Here is a 17319-nt window from a genome sequence, read left to right as displayed (position 1 = left end):
ATTTGAAGGGTGCCGACCCATAACGGGCGGTATGCGCGACACGATTCCCGTCACGATTCTCTCCGGAAGCCTCGGGGCCGGGAAGACGACGCTGCTGAACCACCTACTGACCGAGGCCGGCGACCGCGACATCGCCGTTCTGGTCAACGACATGGGGACGGTCAACGTCGACGCGGAACTCATCGCCGAGGGGTCCGAACTCGACGTGGACGACGGCGTCGCGGAGCTGTCGAACGGCTGTATCTGCTGTGAACTGCAGGACGACCTCGAAACCGCAGTCGTCCGGCTTGCGAACGACCGTAATTTCGACGCGCTGGTCGTCGAATCCTCGGGCATCTCCGAGCCGGCTCCTGTGGCGCGGCTGTTTACCACCGAGTCGCGTGTGGCCGCGCTGTATCGGGTCGACACGCTCGTGACGGTACTGGATACCAGGCTGTTTCTCGATTCTTTTGCGGGCGAGACGCCGAAGCGCCGCGAAATCGGCGAAACAAGCGCCGATGGAGACAGCGGCGACGCCACGACCGAGGACGCCGACCGCCCGCTCTCGGACCTCATGGTTGAGCAGGTCGAACTCTCGAACATCGTCCTCCTGAACAAGGCAGACCTCTGTTCCGATGCGGAACTCGACGAGGCCGAGGAACTGGTGGGAGCGCTACAGCCCGACGCAGAGACCATCCGAACGACGTTCTCACAGGTCGCCCCGGACCGGCTGTTCGACAGAGACCTGTTCGACCAGAACGAAATTAACGACCTGCCGGGCTGGAAGCGAGCCCTGGCCGAAGCGGGACACAGCCACGACGACGGCCACGACCACGATGCTGAGGGCGATAGCAGCCACGGACACGCCAGCCACAGTCATCCAGAGGACGTGTACGGTATCACCTCCTTCACCTACCGCCGCCGCCGGCCGTTCCACCCCGTCCGGCTGGCAGATGTGCTGCGGGACCTCCCGGCGAGCGTCGTCCGGTCGAAGGGAACTGTCTGGCTGGCGGGCAACGACTTCCGCGTCGTCCTCGGCCAGGCCGGCCCCTCGATACGGGCCGAAGCCCAGGGTCCCTGGATTGCGAGTCTCCCCGAAGTCGAGCGGGACATGTACCGCGCGAACCGGCCGGACCTCGACTGGCACGACGAGCACGGCGACCGCCGGACTGAACTGGTGTTCATCGGGACAGACTACGACGAAGACGCCCTTCGGACGGCGCTGGACGACGCGCTCGTCACGGACGAAGAATGGGATGACGCCGGCTCGCTCACGGGGCCGTTCCCGACAGAACAGGGCGAGGAGACGGTCGTTCGGAGCCCCTAGCAGGCACAATCCCGGCCGGCCGCGCGCTCGAAGCGCATCTCCTCGCCGCAGTCGGGACAGACTGGTTCGCCGTCCAGTTCGACATCCCGGATACGAACGCCGCAGTCGTCACACCAGTACGCGCCCTTCGACCCGTCGTCGGGGCGGGACTTCGCATCCGACTGTGACGTGAGTGCCTCCTTGACGCTGTCGAGAATGCTCATAATTGTATATTTATGTTACAGCCACTAAACACATCGTGGTCGTGCGCAGTCGTCTCACGACCAGCGGCGGTCGCATCGTTTAGCGTCGCCTATCGCCGGTCAGACCCCGGGCACGTCGGCGGCCAGGGCCTCGATGGCCCGCTCTAGCTCGTTGCCGCGCTTCCAGGCGGCGATGCGGTCAGCGAAGGGCAGGGGCAGGTTCAGCGAGACGGTCGATCGCATCGTGAGCCGGGAGCCGTTTTCCTCCGGCGTGACAGTGATTCGCGTCTCCAGATGGTCGAAGGGGCCGACCTCGCCCTCGGCGGTGTACCGGAGCCCGTCATCCAGCGATTCGAAGCGAAGCGGCACCGACATTCCCGGGCCGGCGGCGGTAACGAGCGTCCCGGCGTCCGTCTCCTCGACGGCCGTTACGGTGAACGTTCCCTCCGCCGCGACGACTGCCTCTGGTGAGAGTGTGCGGTGGACAGCCGGTGGCTGCGCCATCACGAACCGAGAGCGTTCGACCTCGCGCATACCAGTCCACGTGCGCCCGGGGTAGTAAATCACAGGGCCAGCGGGGCCGAAACGGCTACGAGAAGGACAGCGAAGGCGACGCCGATGTAGATGAGGCGCTGGAAGCGGAGCTGCGGGGATATCTGTACCCAGGGCGGTGGCGCTGTCCACACGAGGCGGTGATAGGCGACGGCGGAGACGGCGACGGTCCCGACCGTCGAAACGGCCAGGCCGGCCCACACCGGGAGTCCGTAGGCGAGGCCGTACAGCGGGCCGAGCGAGAACAGCAGCAGCACCGCCATCGCGGTGCAGACGAGAAACGGGACCGGATCGATCGAGTCCCCGTCGCGGTTCCGAACGTCCATACGTCACGTTGGGGCTGCCTGCCAAAGAGCTAAGGGGCATCCCGTCCGTGGTCGTGGGCATGAGCGACGCGAACGGGTTCGAGGAGGGGGCAAGCGGCTCGCAAGGTGACCCGCGGGTACTCATCGCCATGAACGTCGTGCTCTCGACGGCGTTTGCGGCCACCATCGTCTGGGGGCTAAGCGTCATCGGCGCGGCGGAACTGACGGCGATAAACGTCGCGACTGGCGCGATACTGCTGTTTGCGCTGACCTACGCCATCACGCTCCAGTAGCGGTCCTGCAGAGCGGCCGCGGGGCTTTGTTCACTCGGGGTCGTACGGATGCACGTCGTCCACTGCGGGCGCGCCGATGACGATGGTTTTCACCGATTCGGTCGCCGACTCGGGGTTGTGCGCCCGCTGGGGGCTGTCCGGTTCGACGACGAACACCTCGTTTTCGTCGACTTCGTAGGTCCCCTCGGGCGTCTCGACGGCGAGCGTCCCCGAGAGGACGTAAAACAGCTCTTCCTGATCGTCGTGGTAGTGATACGCCAGCGGGATGTCATCGCCGGGAGCGACCTCGTAGACGTTGACAGCGGCGTTGTCCAGTCCGGCCGCGTCGCTGATAGAGCGCTGGACGCTGGGCCGGTCCGGTGTCGGTTCGATGTCGTCGACCGCGAAGTGGTGATAGCCCATACCGTCGCTGTCGACCCCGACCGTCCTAAAACGACCGCTACTGTGTCCTCAGTCAGTGGCCTCTTCGGCATCGACCGGCTCCGCCTCGTCGTCTTCGAGGCGAATGACCCGAGCTTTCATGATACGCGTGTTCTCCACCTGTTCGACGCGGATCTCGACGCCGTCGTAGGTAATGGTCTCGCCTTCCTCGACCAGCCGCCCGGCGCGATTGAACACGAATCCGGCGATGGTCTCGAACTCCTCGCCTTCCGGCAGGTCCAAGTCCAGCGCCTCGTTGACCTCCTCGATGTTGACCTCACCTTTGACTGTGACCGTGTCGTCGTCGATGTACTCGATTGGCTCTTCCTCCTCGCCTTCGAGTATCTCGCCGACGATCTCCTCGGTCAGGTCCTCCATCGTCACCAGTCCCTCAGTGGTCCCGAACTCGTCGATGACAATGACCATGTGCAGGCGCTCGGCCCGCATCTCGGTCAGCAGGTCGTCGACGTTCTTTGACTCAGGGACGTGGAGGGTCGGCTCGATGAGGTCCTCAAGGTCCATGTCCTTGGCCAGCGCCTCGCCGTAGTTGAGGTCCCGAACGAGGTCGCGGATGTGGATGACGCCGATGACGTTGTCCAGGCTTCCTTCGTAAACGGGGATGCGAGCGTGGCCGCTCTGGATACACGTCTCCAGGGCCTCCTCGACGGAGGCTTCCTTGGCGACGGCGGTCATATCGAGTCGGGGCGTCATCACTTCCTTGGCGATGGTGTCGTTGAACCGCAGCGTGCGCTGGAGCATCTCCCGTTCGTCCTCGTCGAGGACGCCCTCGCGCTCGCCCGTCTCGATGATATCCTGTATCTCCTCGCGGGTGACATAGGAGGTCTCGATGGCGGAGCGACCGCCCGTGATCTTGTTGACGACGCGGGTAAGGTAGTCGAACAAGAGAATGAGCGGGAGCAGCACCCTCTCGGCAAGCTTGAGCGGCTTGGAGATTCGGAGCGCCCACGACTCGGTGTTCTCGACTGCGTAGCTCTTTGGCGCGCTCTCGCCGAACAGCAGGACGATAGCGGTGATGCCAAACGTTGCGACGGCGACAGCCTCGCCCTGGGAGAGGTACATCGCCAGGAGTCCGGTGGCGATGGAGGACATCGCGATGTTGACGAGGTTGTTCCCGACGAGAATCGTCACGAGCAGGCGATGTGGGTCCGCCTTGAGTCGCTTGAGTGTCTTCGCACCCGGAACGCCGTCCTCGACGAGCGCCTCCGTCCGGTGTGCGGGCAGCGAGAACATCGCGATTTCCGAGGACGAGAAGAACGCCGAGAGGACGATAAGGAGGACAATCGTGGCGATACCGCCGAGGAGTACCACGTTCTGGGGTATCGGGACGCCGACGACTTCGACGCCCTGCAGGAACGCTGTCGGCAGTTCAAACAGCACAGGTGGGTCGAGGGACATCAACGGTCGAAGTTGTAATGCCCGCGAATTAAGACTTGTCATGGAGGGGCCGCCAGCGAAGCCCTTACCCGGCTTTCGCGCGTATCCCCGCCCAGAGTATGAGCGAGTCCGACATCACGCTGTATCGGCTGCAGGCGTGTCCGTTCTGTGAACGCGTCGTCCGCAAACTGGACGAATACGACCTCGACTATCACTCGCGGTTCGTCGAGCCGATGCATTCGGACCGCGACGTGGTCAAGCGACTGTCCGGGAAGCGGACCGTCCCGGCCATCGTTGACGAGAACACCGGCGTGACGATGTCCGAGAGCGCGAACATCGTCGCGTATCTGGAGCGGACCTACGGCGACGAAGGGACAGCAGGAGGTGTGGCCTGATGGAACTCGATTTCGAGGTCGTCGACCTCGACCCGGTCGACCACCCCGAAGAAGGCGATACTGCGCCGGATTTCACGCGCCCGCTCGTCAACGACGAGTTCTGGGCGGACGAGTCGCTCTCGTCGCTGTGTGCCGACAGCGAGCAGGTCGTGCTCGTGTTCCACCCGATGGACGGGGCATTCCCGGCGACGTACATCTGGAACGAGATCCGCGACCGCGCGTGGCACGAGCAGGCCACCGTCGTCGGCGTCTCGATCTCGACGCCTTACGAACACAAGCAACTGCTTGAAGAGCGGGAGATCGAGGGGAACCACCGGCTGTTCTCGGACCCGGCAAACGGCGTCGCACAGCAGTACAACATCGACATGGACCTCGACGGGATGGCCGGCATCGAGGAGCCGCGCCCATCGGTGTTCGTCCTCGATAGCGACCGGACCGTCGAGTACGCGTGGGTCGCCGAGGAATGGCCCGACTTCCCCGACTACGACGCGGTCGAAGCCCAACTCTGACGATGGCGACAGTCGACGAGGCCGCGGCGGCGATCCGTAACGGAGAGCTGGTCGTCTACCCGACGGAGACGGTGTACGGGCTCGGCGTGGACGCGCTCGATGCCGACGCCGTCGAACGCGTGTTCGACGCGAAAGGCCGCGAGCGCGACAAGCCGGTGTCGATGGCCGTCCCCAACGTTGACTCCGCACGCGAGTACACGCGTCTGAGCGACCGCGAACTGGCGTTCATGCGGGAGTTCCTCCCCGGTCCGGTCACCGTCGTCGTCAAGCGCCGCAACGCGGTTCCAGACGTGCTTGTCGATGGCCGGGACCGCGTCGGGATTCGCATTCCCGACCACGACCTCGCGCTCGAACTGCTTGCCGAGACCGGACCGCTCACTGCAACGAGCGCCAACATTTCCGGGAACCCGAGCGCACAATCCATCGACGACCTCGACGCTATCCGCGAACGGGCCGCGGTGGTCCTCGACGCCGGCCAGACCGACGGCGGGACCGGCTCGACGGTCGTGAACGTCGACAGCGGGACGATACACCGCCGCGGCGCACACGCCGACGCCGTCGAGTCGTGGCTGGCAGACCGGGACTGACTCCCACTGCCGTCCGGACGGCTGCCCGTCTCAGCGGAGCATCGAGCGCAGCGACCGCGTTTTGACGCCGCAGTCGTCGCTGAACGCACAGGGCTTGCATTTCGCGTCGTTGCGCACCCGTCCCGGCGGGCCGTCGATGCTGTCGGCGGTCCGAACTGCCCTGCGGTAGACGCCGGCTCGTCGCGCGTTCACGTCGATACGGCGAATCACGCCGTCGGCCGGATACTCCGCGTAGGCGTGCCCGACCTCCCGCTCGCGCTCCCAGGACAGCGCCTTCGCTGCGGCGACCAGCCGCACGGTCTGTGGTTCCCAGACACCCTCCTCCGGGGGCCGACCGGCGAACACGAGCGACGGGGCCGGACCGTCCCGCCCGGCGACGATTTTGTGTGCGATACCGCGTGCGTCCTTCCCCTCAAGATACGCGTCGGTCGCCGCTGGCGCGACCAGCGCATCCCAGTCGGCGAGTCGGTCCCGCAGCCCTCTGAGTCGGTCGCGGTACTCGTCGGGACCGACTTCGATGGGCGCGGCCAGCAGGGCGGCGTCGTCGGTCAGCAGTCGCTCGTAGTCGCGGGCCAGCCGGCGGACCGATTCGACCTCGTCGGGAATCTCGCTTGCGCCGTCGCGGCGACGGTAATAGAGCTTTCGCGGACAGTAGGCGGCCGTCTCCAGTTCCCTGAACGTGTGGGTCGACATGGACCCGGATGGTCACGTTCCCCTACAAGAAGGTTCGGCGCGGTGGACAGTCGCTTGGGACTGAATAGATCGCTGCCGCATATCTGCCTCGCGCTGTCAGCCAAACGTTCACGTGTCAGCGCGTCGTTCGGTTCTGTATGCCCGCCGCCGAAGAAACCGTCCGCGTCTGGCTGGTCGAGCGGACGTACTCCGACGACGAACAGAACCTCATCATCCTCACGTACGCGACACCGGACGGCGAGCAGTACTTCCGCAAGGAGCGCGCCCTCACCTCGTTTTCGGACGTTCGGGAGACGACAGCGGCCGTCGACGCCGACCCGGACAACCTCGGTGCCGTCGACGACGAGGATCTACAGGCCCAGTACGCGGCCGAAGCAACGCGGATGGCCGAGGCCCACGACCCCGACGACGCTATCTAACGGTCTTCGCGGCCACGGTCTCCCTCAGTTCGTCTTCGCCTCTCGGACACAAAACCGATGCCGGCGCACGGAGGCCGCCTTAGTTCGTTTTTGCGTCGACGATGCTGGAAGACGATGCCGCTCGCATGGCGGCGAGCTTAGTTCGTCTTCGCATCGGTCTCCTCGCCCGTCTCGACCGCATCCACACCTTCAGCGGCCTCGACAGCCTCAGTCACCTTCTCGGTGTCGACGTGCCAGCGGTCGACAGCCTGCTCGAAGTCGGCGAGTTTGTTCGAGACGCGCATCTTCAGGTCGTCGTCGTTGACGTTGACCTCGAAGACGTACTCGGGGCGGTCGCCGTCGCCGACACGACGCAGGTTCGCGCTGATGAGGTCGTTATCGAAGTAATAGGGCGCGATCTGTGTCATCACGTTGCGGTAGACGGTGTCCTCGACCTTGCGCAGGGCCTTCCGGCTGGCGGAGTCAGCCGCGCGGGCGACGTAGTCGACGGACTCGCTCCAGCGCTCCATCGCCTCGTCGGGCTCGTCGAGGTTCTCGTAGGACTCGCTGAGCTTCTCGCCGGCGGTCTGGAGATCCTCGTCCGGCCCCTTGCCGGCCTGTTCCCCCTTGCCCTCGGCGACGCTCGCCTGGTCGGCGGTTTTCTCGTTGACATCCTCGTCCAGTCGCTCGTGGCTCTTGGGTCGCCACTTGTCGAACTCACTGAGGGCGTCCTCGTCGACATCTTCGCCCGAAGCGATGTCTTTCAGCGCCTGCGTGATGCGCTCGCCGTGCTCGACGATGTCGACCCAGCCACCCTGCGTCTTGAAGCCTGAAACGCTCTCTTCGATGTCTGCCATGGTATAATAGATCGGTCTATGACAGCCGCGAAACCTGCTGCAGTGGGCTGTCCATCTGTACTCAGCGGCTTGCTGCTCAGTGGGGTTAAACGTTTCCGCTATGACAACAGAGTTGCGACACTCCCGGCAGCGCCCTCGCCTGACCTTCGATATCGATGCATAGGCGGCGTGGCATGGCTGCAAGACGACCGGACCGTTCGCTTGACCGATCTCGCTTCGCCGACCACCGAACGGCCGCTTATAAGGATCGCACACGAACGTTCGTGTGATGACATCCGCACTATTCGTCGTAAGCGAGCACGGCTATTGGGGCGAGGAATGTATCGAGCCGCTGACGACGCTCACCGACGCCGGCCTGGAAATCACGGTGGCGACACCGACCGGCGAGCCGCCAGTGCTCGACGAGCGCTCCGTCGACCCTGAGGAGGTCGGCGAAGAACTCTCGGAACACGTCCGGGAGGTCCACGAAACCGACGAGCGCCTGAACAACCCGATTCCGCTGGCGGAGGCCGACGCCGACGACTACGACACCGTCGTGTTCCCCGGCGGCCACGGCGCGGAGTGGGACATCACGCAGGACACCCACGCCCGCGAACTGCTGCGTGAAAGCGTCGCTGGTGACGACGGCAAGGCCCTCGTCGTCTGTCACACGGTCGGGATTCTGGCCTTTACCCGTGACAGCGACGGTGCGTTCCTCGTCGACGGGCGCTCGGTCACCGGCTTCCCGAACGCCTGGGAGGAGGGCCTCGTCGACGAGAACGACCTGCTCCCCGACGGCCGGAAGCTTCCGTACTGGGTCGAAGACGAGGTGAAGGCCGCCGGCGCGGACTGGGACGCCGAACTCGACGCCGACACGAGCGTCACTGTCGACGGCGACCTCATCACGGCCCGTGGCCCGTCGTCCTCGGCGGAAGCCGCCCGCACGCTGCTCGACGAACTTGGCATCGAGACGCCGGCGTAACGTCCGGCCACCATGCCCGTTCTTGACACACATCAAACCAGCTGAATTTCCAAGAAGCGTGGATATATCACCCGGGCACGTTTTCCCGCCCGGTTGCCGTCCCGGAAAATACGGTGTCATACGCTATCGCACGATATAGTCAAATAACGACTGTGTACTAGCTAACCTTCTTGAAGGCCCCGGTCTACGTAGACATACGTATGACTAACAACTCCACACGTAGGCGGTTCCTCAAGACGGCAGGCGTTGCAGGTGTCGCGGCCCTCGCCGGCTGTGGCGGCGACGGTGGCGACGGTGGCAGTGACGGCGGCGACGGCGAGATGACAGAGGGTGACGGCGGCGACGGCGAGATGACGGAAGGCGACGGCGGCGACGGTGAAATGACCGAGACCGAGACGGAAGCCGAGGTCGACACTCGTCTCTCGTGGCACGCCGGCGGCACCGGCGGGACCTACTTCCCGCTCTCGAACGAGTTCAAGACGGTCGTCGAGGAGAACACGGACTTCACGCTGAACGTCCAGTCCACGGGTGCGAGCGTCGAAAACGTCGGCAGCCTCGCCAGCGGCGACGCCGACTTCGCGCTCATCCAGAACGATATCGCGTACTTCGCGAAGAACGGGACCGGTATCGACGCCTTCCAGGACAACGCTATCGAGAACCTGCGCGGCGTCGCGACGCTGTACCCAGAGACGATCACCGTCGTCACGCTCGCAGACACAGGTATCACGCAGCTCTCGGACCTCTCGGGTGCGACAATCAACACCGGTGACCTCGGGAGCGGGACCCAGGTCAACGCGAACCAGATTCTGGAATCGGTCGGCATCTCCGACTTCACCGAGCAGAACGCCTCGTTCTCTCAGGCCGCCGACCAGCTCCGGAACGGCGACATCGACGCCGCGTTCGTCGTCGGCGGCTGGCCGGTCGGTGCTATCGAGGACCTCGCGAACACCAACGACCTCGTTATCGTTCCGATTCAGGGCGACAACCGCGAGGCCGTTAAGGACGCCGCCTCATGGTTCGCTGACGACACCATTCCGGCCGGCACGTACACGGGCGTCGACGAGGCCATAGAGACCGTCGCCGTTCAGGCGATGATCGCGACGAACGCCGAACAGCCCGAGGAGACGGTCGAGTCGGTCACTGCGGCCATCTTCGACAACGTTGATGACCTGTCCATCAAGACGGACTTCATCAGCGCGGACTCCGCACAGGACGGGATGTCCATCGAGCTCCATCCCGGCGCAGCGTCGTACTTCGACGCATAAGCCGTCGCTGACGCGGACTGTATCGCCCGCTAACTGTCTTCTGTCACACAGCAACCGAGATGAGACGACGATACGTCGCTATCGCAACGCTCCTCGTACTCTTACTCGTCGGGTCTGTAGCGGCGCTCCCCGGTGGGCGCGTGCTCGTCGTCGAGGACGCCGAGACTGGCGAACAGTACATGACAGTCCCGGTCGAAGACGGGACGACTGTCGCGCTCGAATACATGCATAGCGTCGAGAAAACGCGCGTTTACGACGAGTACACGGTCCGTGGTGACCATCTTGAGATGACTCGCATGGAGTTCGAATCGTTCGGCTGGGGGCTGCCAAGCGGGGCGAACGTCACCCGCAAAGATGGCGTGTACGTCTTCGACCCGCCGGGGAACTACACACGCGTGACAGTCTCTCCCGGAGACGTTGCGGGACACAAGCTTCACGTCGGAGCCGAGAGCTATGACTTGGTAGCACGCACCAATGGACGTTCAGTGCATATTCACGTAACCCAGCGCTCGGCGTTCGGTGCTGCGAAAGACCAGTTCAACACATGACTGACGACACACGACCGGACGACAGTGGGGAGGCCGTATCGGACGAGGAAGTCGACGAAGTACTCCAGGAAATCGAGCGAAAGCGGTCGCTCACAGGCTGGGCAGTCGTCGCTGTCGCGCTCATCGGCATCTCGTTTTCGGTATTTCAGATGTGGCTCGCGGCGAAGGGATTCGTCCTCTCGATTTCGCTTCCCGGGGTCGGTGATGTCGTGTTCGCGTCGCTGCAACTGCTCCAGATTAACGCCGTCCACGTCTCCTTCGGCCTCATCCTGACTTTCCTGCTGTACCCCGGAAGCACAGGCGACGGCCCGCTGTCCCGGCGCTGTATCGCCCTTGGGTCGCTGGTCGACGAGAAACTCGGCGCGGACCATCCGGTGTCTCGCATCGTTCACGCTATCGGGGGCGCTCTCGCCTGGGCGTTCCTGGACTCGGAGATGGACCGTGTGACGCCATCGGATCTCGTCTTCAGCGCTCTCTCAGTACTGTCAGCCGCGTACTTCATCACCGACTTCCAGGAGATACAGCGGATGCGCGCGCTGGGGCTCGAACGCGGCCGGCCGATACAGGAAGTGTTCACCTTCCTGGAGCCGATTGCGGGGCTGCTCGGGCCGCTTGCCGACACCTCCTACGCGTTCGTACTGGGCGTACTCGGCGTCCTGCTCGTTCTCGAAGCGACCCGCCGGGCAATCAGCCTCTGGCTGATGGTCATCGTGGCGGCGTTCGTCGTCTACGCCCGCTTCGGTGTCCTCATTCCACAGGACGCCGCCTACGTCGGTGTCCTCTCCATCCCGGAACTGTCCTGGCCCTCTATCATCCAAAACCTCTGGTACAACACGGAAAACGGGGTGTTCGGGATTCCGGTCACCGTCTCCGTGCAGTTCATCTACATCTTCATCCTCTTCGGCGCGTTCCTGGAGATGTCCGGCGCGGGGCAGTGGTTCATCGACCTCGCGTACGGTGCCACGGGCACCCGGAAGGGCGGCCCGGCGAAGGCCTCTATCCTCGCTAGCGGTTTCATGGGGACCATCTCCGGTTCGTCCATCGCTAACACGGTCACGACCGGCGCGTTCACGATTCCGCTGATGAAGCGGTCGGGCTACTCGCCGGAGTTCTCCGGTGGCGTGGAGGCCTCTGCCTCCTCGGGCGGGCAGATTCTCCCCCCAGTAATGGGGGCCGCCGCGTTCCTCATCGTCCAGTACACGGCGACGCCGTTTGCCGATGTCATCGTCGTCGCCACCATCCCCGCCATCGTCTTCTTCTTCGGCGTCTGGGTGATGGTCCACTTCGAGGCGGTCAAGGAGAACATCGGCGGCCTCGACCCCTCCGAACTGGTCGACATCCGCAGTCACCTCCGCAGCGGGTGGTTCTACCTCGTCCCGATTCTCCTCCTGCTGTACTACCTCATCATCGAGCGGCTGTCCGTCTCCCGCTCGGCGTGGTTCACGCTCATCGCCATCGGGGCGCTCATCACGCTCGTCGCGGCCTACGGCGACGAGACCCGCACCCGACTCGGGGCGATTCTCGGCGTGCTGTTCGGGGCCTCGTTCCTCTCACAGTTCCTGTTCGGGGCTGGCGTCCTGGGTGCGCTGGCCGGGGGCGGAACCGGGAGCCAATCGGTCACGGCCGCGTTCTCGGCCACCGTCGGCGAACTCGGGACGATAGTGATACTCGCCGGCGTCCTCACGCTCGCCACCAAGCCCCGCCTCGATTCGCCGCTGCTGTCGTTCGACAACGCTGTCGACGACGCGGCCGAGACGACCGCCGACGCCGTCGGCCGCCCGGACCTGGCGTCCAACGGGCTGTACAAGCTCGGCGTTTTCCTCGGGAAGTCGATGGAAAGCGGGGCCAGAACCGCGGTGCCGGTCGTCATCGCTGTCGCCGCCGCCGGCATCATTCCGGGCGTCATCAGTGTCTCCGGCCTCGGGCCGAACCTCGTCTCGCTCATCACGGCCGTCGCCGGTGGCTCACTGGTCTTGCTGTTGGTCGTCACAGCGTTCTCCTCGATTATCCTCGGGATGGGAATGCCGACGACGGTGACCTACATCATCCTCGTCTCCCTGCTCGCGCCGGCGCTGACCGAGTTCGGCGTCCCGCTGCTGGCTGCGCACCTGTTCATCCTCTATTTCGGCGTCATCGCCGACATCACGCCGCCGGTCGCGGTGGCCGCCTACGCCGCCTCCGGCGTCGCCAAGTCCGACGCCTTCGAGACCGGCATCGAGGCGTTCTCGCTGTCGCTCAACAAGGCTATCGTCCCCTTCGCGTTCATCGTCACGCCGGGAATCATCCTGCTGCGGCGCAATCCCGACGCCGCCGACCTCGACGTCGGTGACAAGTACCGGGTCGTCGAAGCCGCCGACCTGCTCGACGTGGGCTATGCCGTCCCGGAGATACTGATACCCGTGATCGGCGTCTTCCTCGGTGTCATCGCGCTGGCCGCGACGGTCATCGGGTTCGCGTACGCACCGGTCTCCCGAGGCGAGCGAGCAGCGTTCGCGTTCAGTTCACTCCTCCTGATGGCTCCCGGCCTCGCGGTGTCGGGCACGTACGATATTCTCGGGCTGGTCGGCATCGCCAGCGGCGAGATGACGGTCTTGCTCGATGTCTTGCTGCGCGGCGTCGGCCTCGTCCTGTTCCTCTTCCTGATGGCGAAGAACCGCCAGCGCGGCGGCGAGCCAGTCGAACAGCCGGGGACGCCGGAGCCGGCCTGAGTGAGAACCGTTTAACCTATCGGGAGTCAACGGGCCGGGTATGCCAATTGAACAGCGCGGCGACGCATCCGTCGTCACGCACGCGCTGGCGCAAGACGAACTGACGAAGATCCGGGATGTCGAGACCGAGCAGGTCGCCTTTCGGAAGGGACTGGTCCGCCTCGGCCGCATCTGCGGGTACGAGATCATCGACGGCCGGATGGAAACCGAGTACACCGAGGTCCAGACGCCGCTGACCACGACAATGGGCGAGCGGGTCAAGGGACTCGACGACGTGGTCATCGTCAACGTGCTCCGCGCCGCGACGCCGTTCGTCGAGGGGCTTCTGAAGGCGTTCCCGCGCGCCAGACAGGGCGTCATCTCCGCCAGCCGCGACGAGGCGGCCGGGATGAACGACGACGGCGAGTTCCCGATCTCCGTCGAGTACGTCAAACTACCCGAGATAACCGAGGACGACACCGTCATCATCGCGGACCCGATGCTCGCCACTGGGTCGACGATGACCACGGTACTCGATTACATCACCTCGGAGAAGACTGAACCGGAGAACTTGCTCGTCCTGGCTGCGGTTTCCGCGCCCGAGGGCATCGTTCGCGTCTCGGACGAACAGCCCGACGCTGACATCATCAGCGTCGCCATCGACGACGAACTCGACGAGGACGGCTTCATCGTGCCCGGACTCGGGGACGCTGGTGACCGAGCCTTCCGGACGACGTAGCCCGGTTCGGGCCGCAGATAGCGGGAGACGAAACCCTTTTGTTTCCCGGCCGAATCAGGCGATGATGTCGTGATTTTCCGATAGTCCCCAGCCGCTGTACCCCCTCGTTTCCCCTGGAAACCGACAGCCAGCAGCACGATTTCTGTGCAGTCGAAACGCCGAACACAGCTGTGGCCCGGCCTACGCCGGTCGGTGTCTACAGTCGTGGCCCGGCTTGCGGCAGCCGGAGTCTGGCTTCGAGTGGCCACACGTATCCCAGACCGGGAGCCTTTCGTACCGACGGAACAGCAACCCGGTATGGGCCGACGCAGATATCGAGTCGCAGACACCGCACAGCAACTCGTCGGTGGGTTTCTGCTCGCGGGGCCGTTCGTCGTGACCGAAGAAGTGTGGGTGTTGGCCGAGAACATGTCCTGGTATCACGCGGTGCTGGTCGTCGGTATCGTGTTCGCTATCGGCTACGGGGCGCTGTACAAGGCCGACGCCGGCCGGGACGTGGACACCGAGGCGGAGGTGGCCGGCATCCCGGTCCGGTTCGTCTCGCTGATGGGAGTCGCGTTCGGTTCGGTCGCCATCCTCGCGGTAGCGCTGACAGCGCCGGACACGTTCCTCGTCAACGGCGGGATTCTGCCGGACCCAACACCAACGGCCGTCTTTCTGACAACGCTGAAAGCGATCACCGTCGGTGCCATCTTCAGCGTCGTCGGCGCTGCAACGGCGGACAGCGTGTTCTGACCGGGACCCGCACACTTAATTGGGTTCCACTCTCGTTGATGTGCATATGGAGTATACGCTGGCGATCGACAACGCGCCGGAGACCGTTCCGGGTGGCACGGGAATACTGCTCCTGCATCCGAGTACCGGCGAGACGGACCGACTGGACACGGACTTCCTCGCGACCGATACGGACTCGATGCTCGTCATCTCGACCCGGACCACCGCTCGGGAGGTCAAGCAGAAACTGGAGTACTACGAGGTCGACGAGTCGAAGGCGACGATCCTCGATACGCTGTCGGTCGAACGCGGCTACACCCGCCGCCGCTCCGAGGGCGTCCGGTATGTCTCCGCTCCCGATGACCTGTCCGGAATCGTCTCGGAGACGGAGACGTTCCTGCAGGACCACGACGGCAAGCTCCGCGTAACGTTCGACTCGCTGACGGAACTCATCTACTACGCCGACGAGGACGGCGCGCTCTCGGCCGTCGAGGACATCCTCGACCTGCTTGCGGAGTACGACGCCGTCGGGATGTTCCACCTCGCCGACGAAGTCCACGACGAGGAGACGGTCGCGGCGTTCCAGGCCCTCTTCGACGGCGTCATCGAACTGTCCGAGGACGGGACGGTGACCAGTTCCTTCGACGAGTAGGTCGACTTGGTCAGTCACCGCCGTCGCGAATCATCCGCCTCCCGCCGCGTCTGTGGCGACCGCCCGGTACTGTCACGTCCGTCGAATTCGCCGGTGGTCTACCGAACGGACGACGAGTGTTCGGCCGTACCGAACACCGGACTACTGTTTCCCCAGTCCGAACGAACCGGTGTTTTCCCCCGGCAGCAACGCCGACGGCCGTGTATGTGAGCTCCTACCAAACCAATAACAATTAAGAGGGTATAACCCACATACAGGGGTGTATGCCGGAATGCCAGAACTGCGGTAATTTTGTAACGGCTGACTACGCGCGTGTGTTCACGCCGAACGGGGTCGAAAAGCCCAGGGTCTGTCCGCAGTGCGAAGACAAGATTCGTGACGGGGCAGATGTCCGTGAGGCTCGGTCCACGCGTCGCGGCTAATCGAACCGGGGCAGGAACCGCCGCCCTGTGACCGAATGGTTGCGGGGACTCTCCTTTCCGGTCGCGTTCACAAGTGACCGCTCTTCTCTCGCGTGCCGTTCGTCAGAGCAACGCATCGGTCAGGAGCGCCCGTGACTCCTCGAACACCGTGTCGACACGGTCGGGGTCGCGGGCTTCGGCGGTGATCCGAACCAGTGGCTGGGTGCCGCTGGCCCGCAGGAGGAACCACGCGTCGCCCAGATCGACGCGGACGCCGTCGAGCGTCGTCACGTCGTCGTAGGCGTCGACTACCGTCTCCCGAACGCGGTCCATTACCGCCGCCTTCGCGTCGGTTTCGACGCTGTCCCGGCGGATGGGGTAGTCCGGCACGTCGGCGGCACGGTCGCCCAGCGGCCGCTCGCTGTCCAGCGCTGCGACGGTACAGGCCGCTAGCGGGCCGTCCGGACACAGCGTCCGGTCGGGCCAGATCCACGCGCCGCTTGGCTCCCCGCCGAAGGCCACGCCCTCGGCGCTCGCGGCCTCGGCGACGTACACGTCCCCGACCGGGGTGTACTCGACGGTCACGTCGATGTCGTCGAGGTGGTCCGCGACCGCGAGGCTCGTATCGACCGGCACGGCGACCCGTTCGCCCGGTGACGCCGCAGCGCGGGCGAACACGGCCAGCAGCACGTCGCCGGAGAGGAAAGTTCCGTCGGCCGCGACCGCCCGCATCCGGTCGGCGTCGCCGTCGTGTGCGACCCCGAGGTCGGCGTCGGACTCGGCCACCAGCGTCGCCAGCGACTCGCAGTTCTCGGCTTTCGGCTCCGAGGGTCGGCCCGGGAACGCGCCGTCGGGCTGGCCGTTGAGCGTCTCGACGGCACAGCCAAGCGCTGAGAGGGCGTCGACGCTGACCCGGCCCGCGCCGTTGCCGAGGTCAACGATAACGTGGCTATTGAGGTCTGTCTCGCCCACTTCTGCGACTAATGCCTCGACGTGGCGCTGGCTGGCGTCCCAGGACTCGCTGTCGCCGCTTTCGTCCCACGCCGCCGGCTCGAACGCCCCGTCGGCCAGCCGCTGCTCGATGGTCGCCCGGAGGTCAGCGTCGAAGGCCTGCCCGCTGGGTTGCCAGAGCTTGATGCCGTTGTCTTCCGGCGGGTTGTGGCTGGCCGTTATCGCAACACCGGCGTCAGCGTCCTGCCACGCCACCGCCCGTCCGATGGTGGGCGTCGCCGCGCCGCCGAGGTCGATCACGTTGACGCCGCTCTCCCGGAGGCCGGCTACCAGCGCCGCCTGCAGGTACTCGCCGCTCGCTCGCGGGTCCCGGCCGACGACCACCCGCTCGCAGTCGATGCCCAGTGCCCGCCCCACCGAGAGCGCCACCTCGGCCGTGACCGTCTCGCCGACGGGACCGCGGATGCCGCTCGTTCCGAACTGTATCATTACTGGCCCCTGCGTCGGGC

Annotated in this window: 22 protein-coding genes; 14 read left to right on the top strand and 8 right to left on the bottom strand. The window is 65.0% G+C overall.

Translation table 11 applies throughout. The features are described 5' to 3' along the window. Positions 1–31 precede the first annotated feature (31 nt). On the top strand, positions 32–1306 hold the full coding sequence (locus Harman_RS08945; protein ID WP_137683457.1) for a CobW family GTP-binding protein: 1275 nt from the start codon (positions 32–34) through the stop codon (positions 1304–1306). Here the strand turns inward: Harman_RS08945 and Harman_RS08940 are convergent. From Harman_RS08940 to Harman_RS08930, 3 genes are all read right to left on the bottom strand, one after another. After that, positions 1303–1509, bottom strand: coding sequence for a hypothetical protein (locus Harman_RS08940; protein ID WP_137683456.1), 207 nt, complete (start codon positions 1507–1509; stop codon positions 1303–1305). The two genes, Harman_RS08945 and Harman_RS08940, sit on opposite strands and share 4 nt — an antisense overlap. A gap of 99 nt (positions 1510–1608) precedes the next feature. After that, a complete protein-coding gene (locus Harman_RS08935; protein WP_137683455.1) occupies positions 1609–2022 on the bottom strand; it encodes an SRPBCC family protein in 414 nt (137 codons plus the stop codon). A gap of 29 nt (positions 2023–2051) precedes the next feature. Continuing rightward, the gene (locus Harman_RS08930) at positions 2052–2366 is read right to left on the bottom strand and encodes a hypothetical protein (RefSeq protein WP_137683454.1); all 315 of its coding nucleotides are present in this window, start codon (positions 2364–2366) and stop codon (positions 2052–2054) included. A 59-nt stretch (positions 2367–2425) separates the two neighbouring features. Between Harman_RS08930 and Harman_RS08925 the strand changes: the two genes are divergently transcribed. Further along, positions 2426–2638 carry a hypothetical protein gene (locus Harman_RS08925; protein ID WP_004517684.1) on the top strand — a complete coding sequence of 71 codons (213 nt, stop codon included), beginning with the start codon at positions 2426–2428 and terminating at the stop codon, positions 2636–2638. 30 nt (positions 2639–2668) lie between these two features. Here the strand turns inward: Harman_RS08925 and Harman_RS08920 are convergent, their stop codons facing one another. Together Harman_RS08920 and Harman_RS08915 are read right to left on the bottom strand one after the other, a co-directional pair. Next, positions 2669–3040 (bottom strand): cupin domain-containing protein, encoded by a 372-nt coding sequence (locus Harman_RS08920; RefSeq protein WP_137683453.1) that lies wholly within the window; start codon positions 3038–3040, stop codon positions 2669–2671. Between the two features lie 48 nt (positions 3041–3088). Beyond that, entirely contained in the window at positions 3089–4474 is a 1386-nt protein-coding gene (locus Harman_RS08915) for a hemolysin family protein (RefSeq protein WP_137683452.1), read from the bottom strand. A 98-nt stretch (positions 4475–4572) separates the two neighbouring features. On the opposite strand from Harman_RS08915, the gene Harman_RS08910 reads away from it, so the two are divergent. The 3 genes from Harman_RS08910 to Harman_RS08900 are packed head-to-tail and all read left to right on the top strand — an operon-like array spanning position 4573 to position 5944. Further along, the gene (locus tag Harman_RS08910) at positions 4573–4848 is read left to right on the top strand and encodes a glutathione S-transferase N-terminal domain-containing protein (RefSeq protein ID WP_137683451.1); all 276 of its coding nucleotides are present in this window, start codon (positions 4573–4575) and stop codon (positions 4846–4848) included. Next, positions 4848–5357, top strand: coding sequence for a redoxin domain-containing protein (locus Harman_RS08905; RefSeq protein WP_137683450.1), 510 nt, complete (start codon positions 4848–4850; stop codon positions 5355–5357). Before Harman_RS08910 ends, Harman_RS08905 begins: the two co-directional genes overlap by 1 nt. Positions 5358–5359: 2 nt before the next feature. Beyond that, a complete protein-coding gene (locus tag Harman_RS08900; protein WP_137683449.1) occupies positions 5360–5944 on the top strand; it encodes an L-threonylcarbamoyladenylate synthase in 585 nt (194 codons plus the stop codon). A 30-nt stretch (positions 5945–5974) separates the two neighbouring features. Here the strand turns inward: Harman_RS08900 and Harman_RS08895 are convergent, their stop codons facing one another. Beyond that, entirely contained in the window at positions 5975–6637 is a 663-nt protein-coding gene (locus Harman_RS08895) for a CRISPR-associated protein Cas4 (RefSeq protein WP_137683448.1), read from the bottom strand. Positions 6638–6774: 137 nt separating this feature from the next. On the opposite strand from Harman_RS08895, the gene Harman_RS08890 reads away from it, so the two are divergent. Beyond that, positions 6775–7056 (top strand): hypothetical protein, encoded by a 282-nt coding sequence (locus tag Harman_RS08890; RefSeq protein WP_137683447.1) that lies wholly within the window; start codon positions 6775–6777, stop codon positions 7054–7056. Positions 7057–7193: 137 nt separating this feature from the next. Here Harman_RS08890 and Harman_RS08885 read toward each other — a convergent pair whose 3' ends face one another. Beyond that, entirely contained in the window at positions 7194–7892 is a 699-nt protein-coding gene (locus Harman_RS08885; RefSeq protein WP_137683446.1) for a DUF5828 family protein, read from the bottom strand. A 268-nt stretch (positions 7893–8160) separates the two neighbouring features. Between Harman_RS08885 and Harman_RS08880 the strand changes: the two genes are divergently transcribed. The 8 genes from Harman_RS08880 (at position 8161) to Harman_RS22250 (ending at position 15880) form a co-directional block, all read left to right on the top strand. Continuing rightward, entirely contained in the window at positions 8161–8853 is a 693-nt protein-coding gene (locus Harman_RS08880; RefSeq protein WP_137683445.1) for a type 1 glutamine amidotransferase domain-containing protein, read from the top strand. A gap of 200 nt (positions 8854–9053) precedes the next feature. Beyond that, positions 9054–10118 (top strand): TAXI family TRAP transporter solute-binding subunit, encoded by a 1065-nt coding sequence (locus tag Harman_RS08875; protein ID WP_137683444.1) that lies wholly within the window; start codon positions 9054–9056, stop codon positions 10116–10118. Between the two features lie 59 nt (positions 10119–10177). Then, a complete protein-coding gene (locus Harman_RS08870) occupies positions 10178–10666 on the top strand; it encodes a DUF1850 domain-containing protein (protein WP_137683443.1) in 489 nt (162 codons plus the stop codon). Further along, positions 10663–13374: a TRAP transporter permease gene (locus Harman_RS08865; RefSeq protein WP_137683442.1), complete on the top strand. Its 2712-nt coding sequence runs from the start codon at positions 10663–10665 to the stop codon at positions 13372–13374. Before Harman_RS08870 ends, Harman_RS08865 begins: the two co-directional genes overlap by 4 nt. Positions 13375–13414: 40 nt before the next feature. Then, positions 13415–14092, top strand: coding sequence for a uracil phosphoribosyltransferase (gene upp, locus Harman_RS08860; RefSeq protein WP_137683441.1), 678 nt, complete (start codon positions 13415–13417; stop codon positions 14090–14092). A gap of 297 nt (positions 14093–14389) precedes the next feature. After that, positions 14390–14827 carry a DUF2391 domain-containing protein gene (locus Harman_RS08855; protein ID WP_137683440.1) on the top strand — a complete coding sequence of 146 codons (438 nt, stop codon included), beginning with the start codon at positions 14390–14392 and terminating at the stop codon, positions 14825–14827. 46 nt (positions 14828–14873) lie between these two features. Further along, positions 14874–15458 (top strand): DUF7090 family protein, encoded by a 585-nt coding sequence (locus tag Harman_RS08850; RefSeq protein WP_137683439.1) that lies wholly within the window; start codon positions 14874–14876, stop codon positions 15456–15458. Between the two features lie 263 nt (positions 15459–15721). Next, positions 15722–15880, top strand: a complete 159-nt coding sequence (locus Harman_RS22250) for a DUF7563 family protein (protein WP_044952319.1) — start codon at positions 15722–15724, stop codon at positions 15878–15880. A 102-nt stretch (positions 15881–15982) separates the two neighbouring features. Here the strand turns inward: Harman_RS22250 and glmM are convergent, their stop codons facing one another. After that, the gene (gene glmM / locus Harman_RS08845; RefSeq protein WP_137683438.1) at positions 15983–17299 is read right to left on the bottom strand and encodes a phosphoglucosamine mutase; all 1317 of its coding nucleotides are present in this window, start codon (positions 17297–17299) and stop codon (positions 15983–15985) included. Positions 17300–17319 lie beyond the last annotated feature (20 nt).

It is taken from the genome of Haloarcula mannanilytica (genome assembly GCF_005406125.1).
In the GTDB taxonomy this organism is placed as follows: Archaea; Halobacteriota; Halobacteria; order Halobacteriales; family Haloarculaceae; genus Haloarcula; species Haloarcula mannanilytica.
Note: the sequence above shows the minus strand (reverse complement) of the source record. Positions and strands in the feature narration are given on the sequence as shown.

Excerpts from the sequence above, each read along its gene's own strand:
- Harman_RS08945 (WP_137683457.1), top strand. The coding sequence starts at position 32 with ATGCGCGACACGATTCCCGTCACGATTCTCTCCGGAAGCCTCGGGGCC.
- Harman_RS08940 (WP_137683456.1), bottom strand. The coding sequence starts at position 1,509 with ATGAGCATTCTCGACAGCGTCAAGGAGGCACTCACGTCACAGTCGGAT.
- Harman_RS08935 (WP_137683455.1), bottom strand. The coding sequence starts at position 2,022 with ATGCGCGAGGTCGAACGCTCTCGGTTCGTGATGGCGCAGCCACCGGCT.
- Harman_RS08930 (WP_137683454.1), bottom strand. The coding sequence starts at position 2,366 with ATGGACGTTCGGAACCGCGACGGGGACTCGATCGATCCGGTCCCGTTT.
- Harman_RS08925 (WP_004517684.1), top strand. The coding sequence starts at position 2,426 with ATGAGCGACGCGAACGGGTTCGAGGAGGGGGCAAGCGGCTCGCAAGGT.
- Harman_RS08920 (WP_137683453.1), bottom strand. The coding sequence starts at position 3,040 with ATGGGCTATCACCACTTCGCGGTCGACGACATCGAACCGACACCGGAC.
- Harman_RS08915 (WP_137683452.1), bottom strand. The coding sequence starts at position 4,474 with ATGTCCCTCGACCCACCTGTGCTGTTTGAACTGCCGACAGCGTTCCTG.
- Harman_RS08910 (WP_137683451.1), top strand. The coding sequence starts at position 4,573 with ATGAGCGAGTCCGACATCACGCTGTATCGGCTGCAGGCGTGTCCGTTC.
- Harman_RS08905 (WP_137683450.1), top strand. The coding sequence starts at position 4,848 with ATGGAACTCGATTTCGAGGTCGTCGACCTCGACCCGGTCGACCACCCC.
- Harman_RS08900 (WP_137683449.1), top strand. The coding sequence starts at position 5,360 with ATGGCGACAGTCGACGAGGCCGCGGCGGCGATCCGTAACGGAGAGCTG.
- Harman_RS08895 (WP_137683448.1), bottom strand. The coding sequence starts at position 6,637 with ATGTCGACCCACACGTTCAGGGAACTGGAGACGGCCGCCTACTGTCCG.
- Harman_RS08890 (WP_137683447.1), top strand. The coding sequence starts at position 6,775 with ATGCCCGCCGCCGAAGAAACCGTCCGCGTCTGGCTGGTCGAGCGGACG.
- Harman_RS08885 (WP_137683446.1), bottom strand. The coding sequence starts at position 7,892 with ATGGCAGACATCGAAGAGAGCGTTTCAGGCTTCAAGACGCAGGGTGGC.
- Harman_RS08880 (WP_137683445.1), top strand. The coding sequence starts at position 8,161 with ATGACATCCGCACTATTCGTCGTAAGCGAGCACGGCTATTGGGGCGAG.
- Harman_RS08875 (WP_137683444.1), top strand. The coding sequence starts at position 9,054 with ATGACTAACAACTCCACACGTAGGCGGTTCCTCAAGACGGCAGGCGTT.
- Harman_RS08870 (WP_137683443.1), top strand. The coding sequence starts at position 10,178 with ATGAGACGACGATACGTCGCTATCGCAACGCTCCTCGTACTCTTACTC.
- Harman_RS08865 (WP_137683442.1), top strand. The coding sequence starts at position 10,663 with ATGACTGACGACACACGACCGGACGACAGTGGGGAGGCCGTATCGGAC.
- upp (WP_137683441.1), top strand. The coding sequence starts at position 13,415 with ATGCCAATTGAACAGCGCGGCGACGCATCCGTCGTCACGCACGCGCTG.
- Harman_RS08855 (WP_137683440.1), top strand. The coding sequence starts at position 14,390 with ATGGGCCGACGCAGATATCGAGTCGCAGACACCGCACAGCAACTCGTC.
- Harman_RS08850 (WP_137683439.1), top strand. The coding sequence starts at position 14,874 with ATGGAGTATACGCTGGCGATCGACAACGCGCCGGAGACCGTTCCGGGT.
- Harman_RS22250 (WP_044952319.1), top strand. The coding sequence starts at position 15,722 with ATGCCGGAATGCCAGAACTGCGGTAATTTTGTAACGGCTGACTACGCG.
- glmM (WP_137683438.1), bottom strand. The coding sequence starts at position 17,299 with ATGATACAGTTCGGAACGAGCGGCATCCGCGGTCCCGTCGGCGAGACG.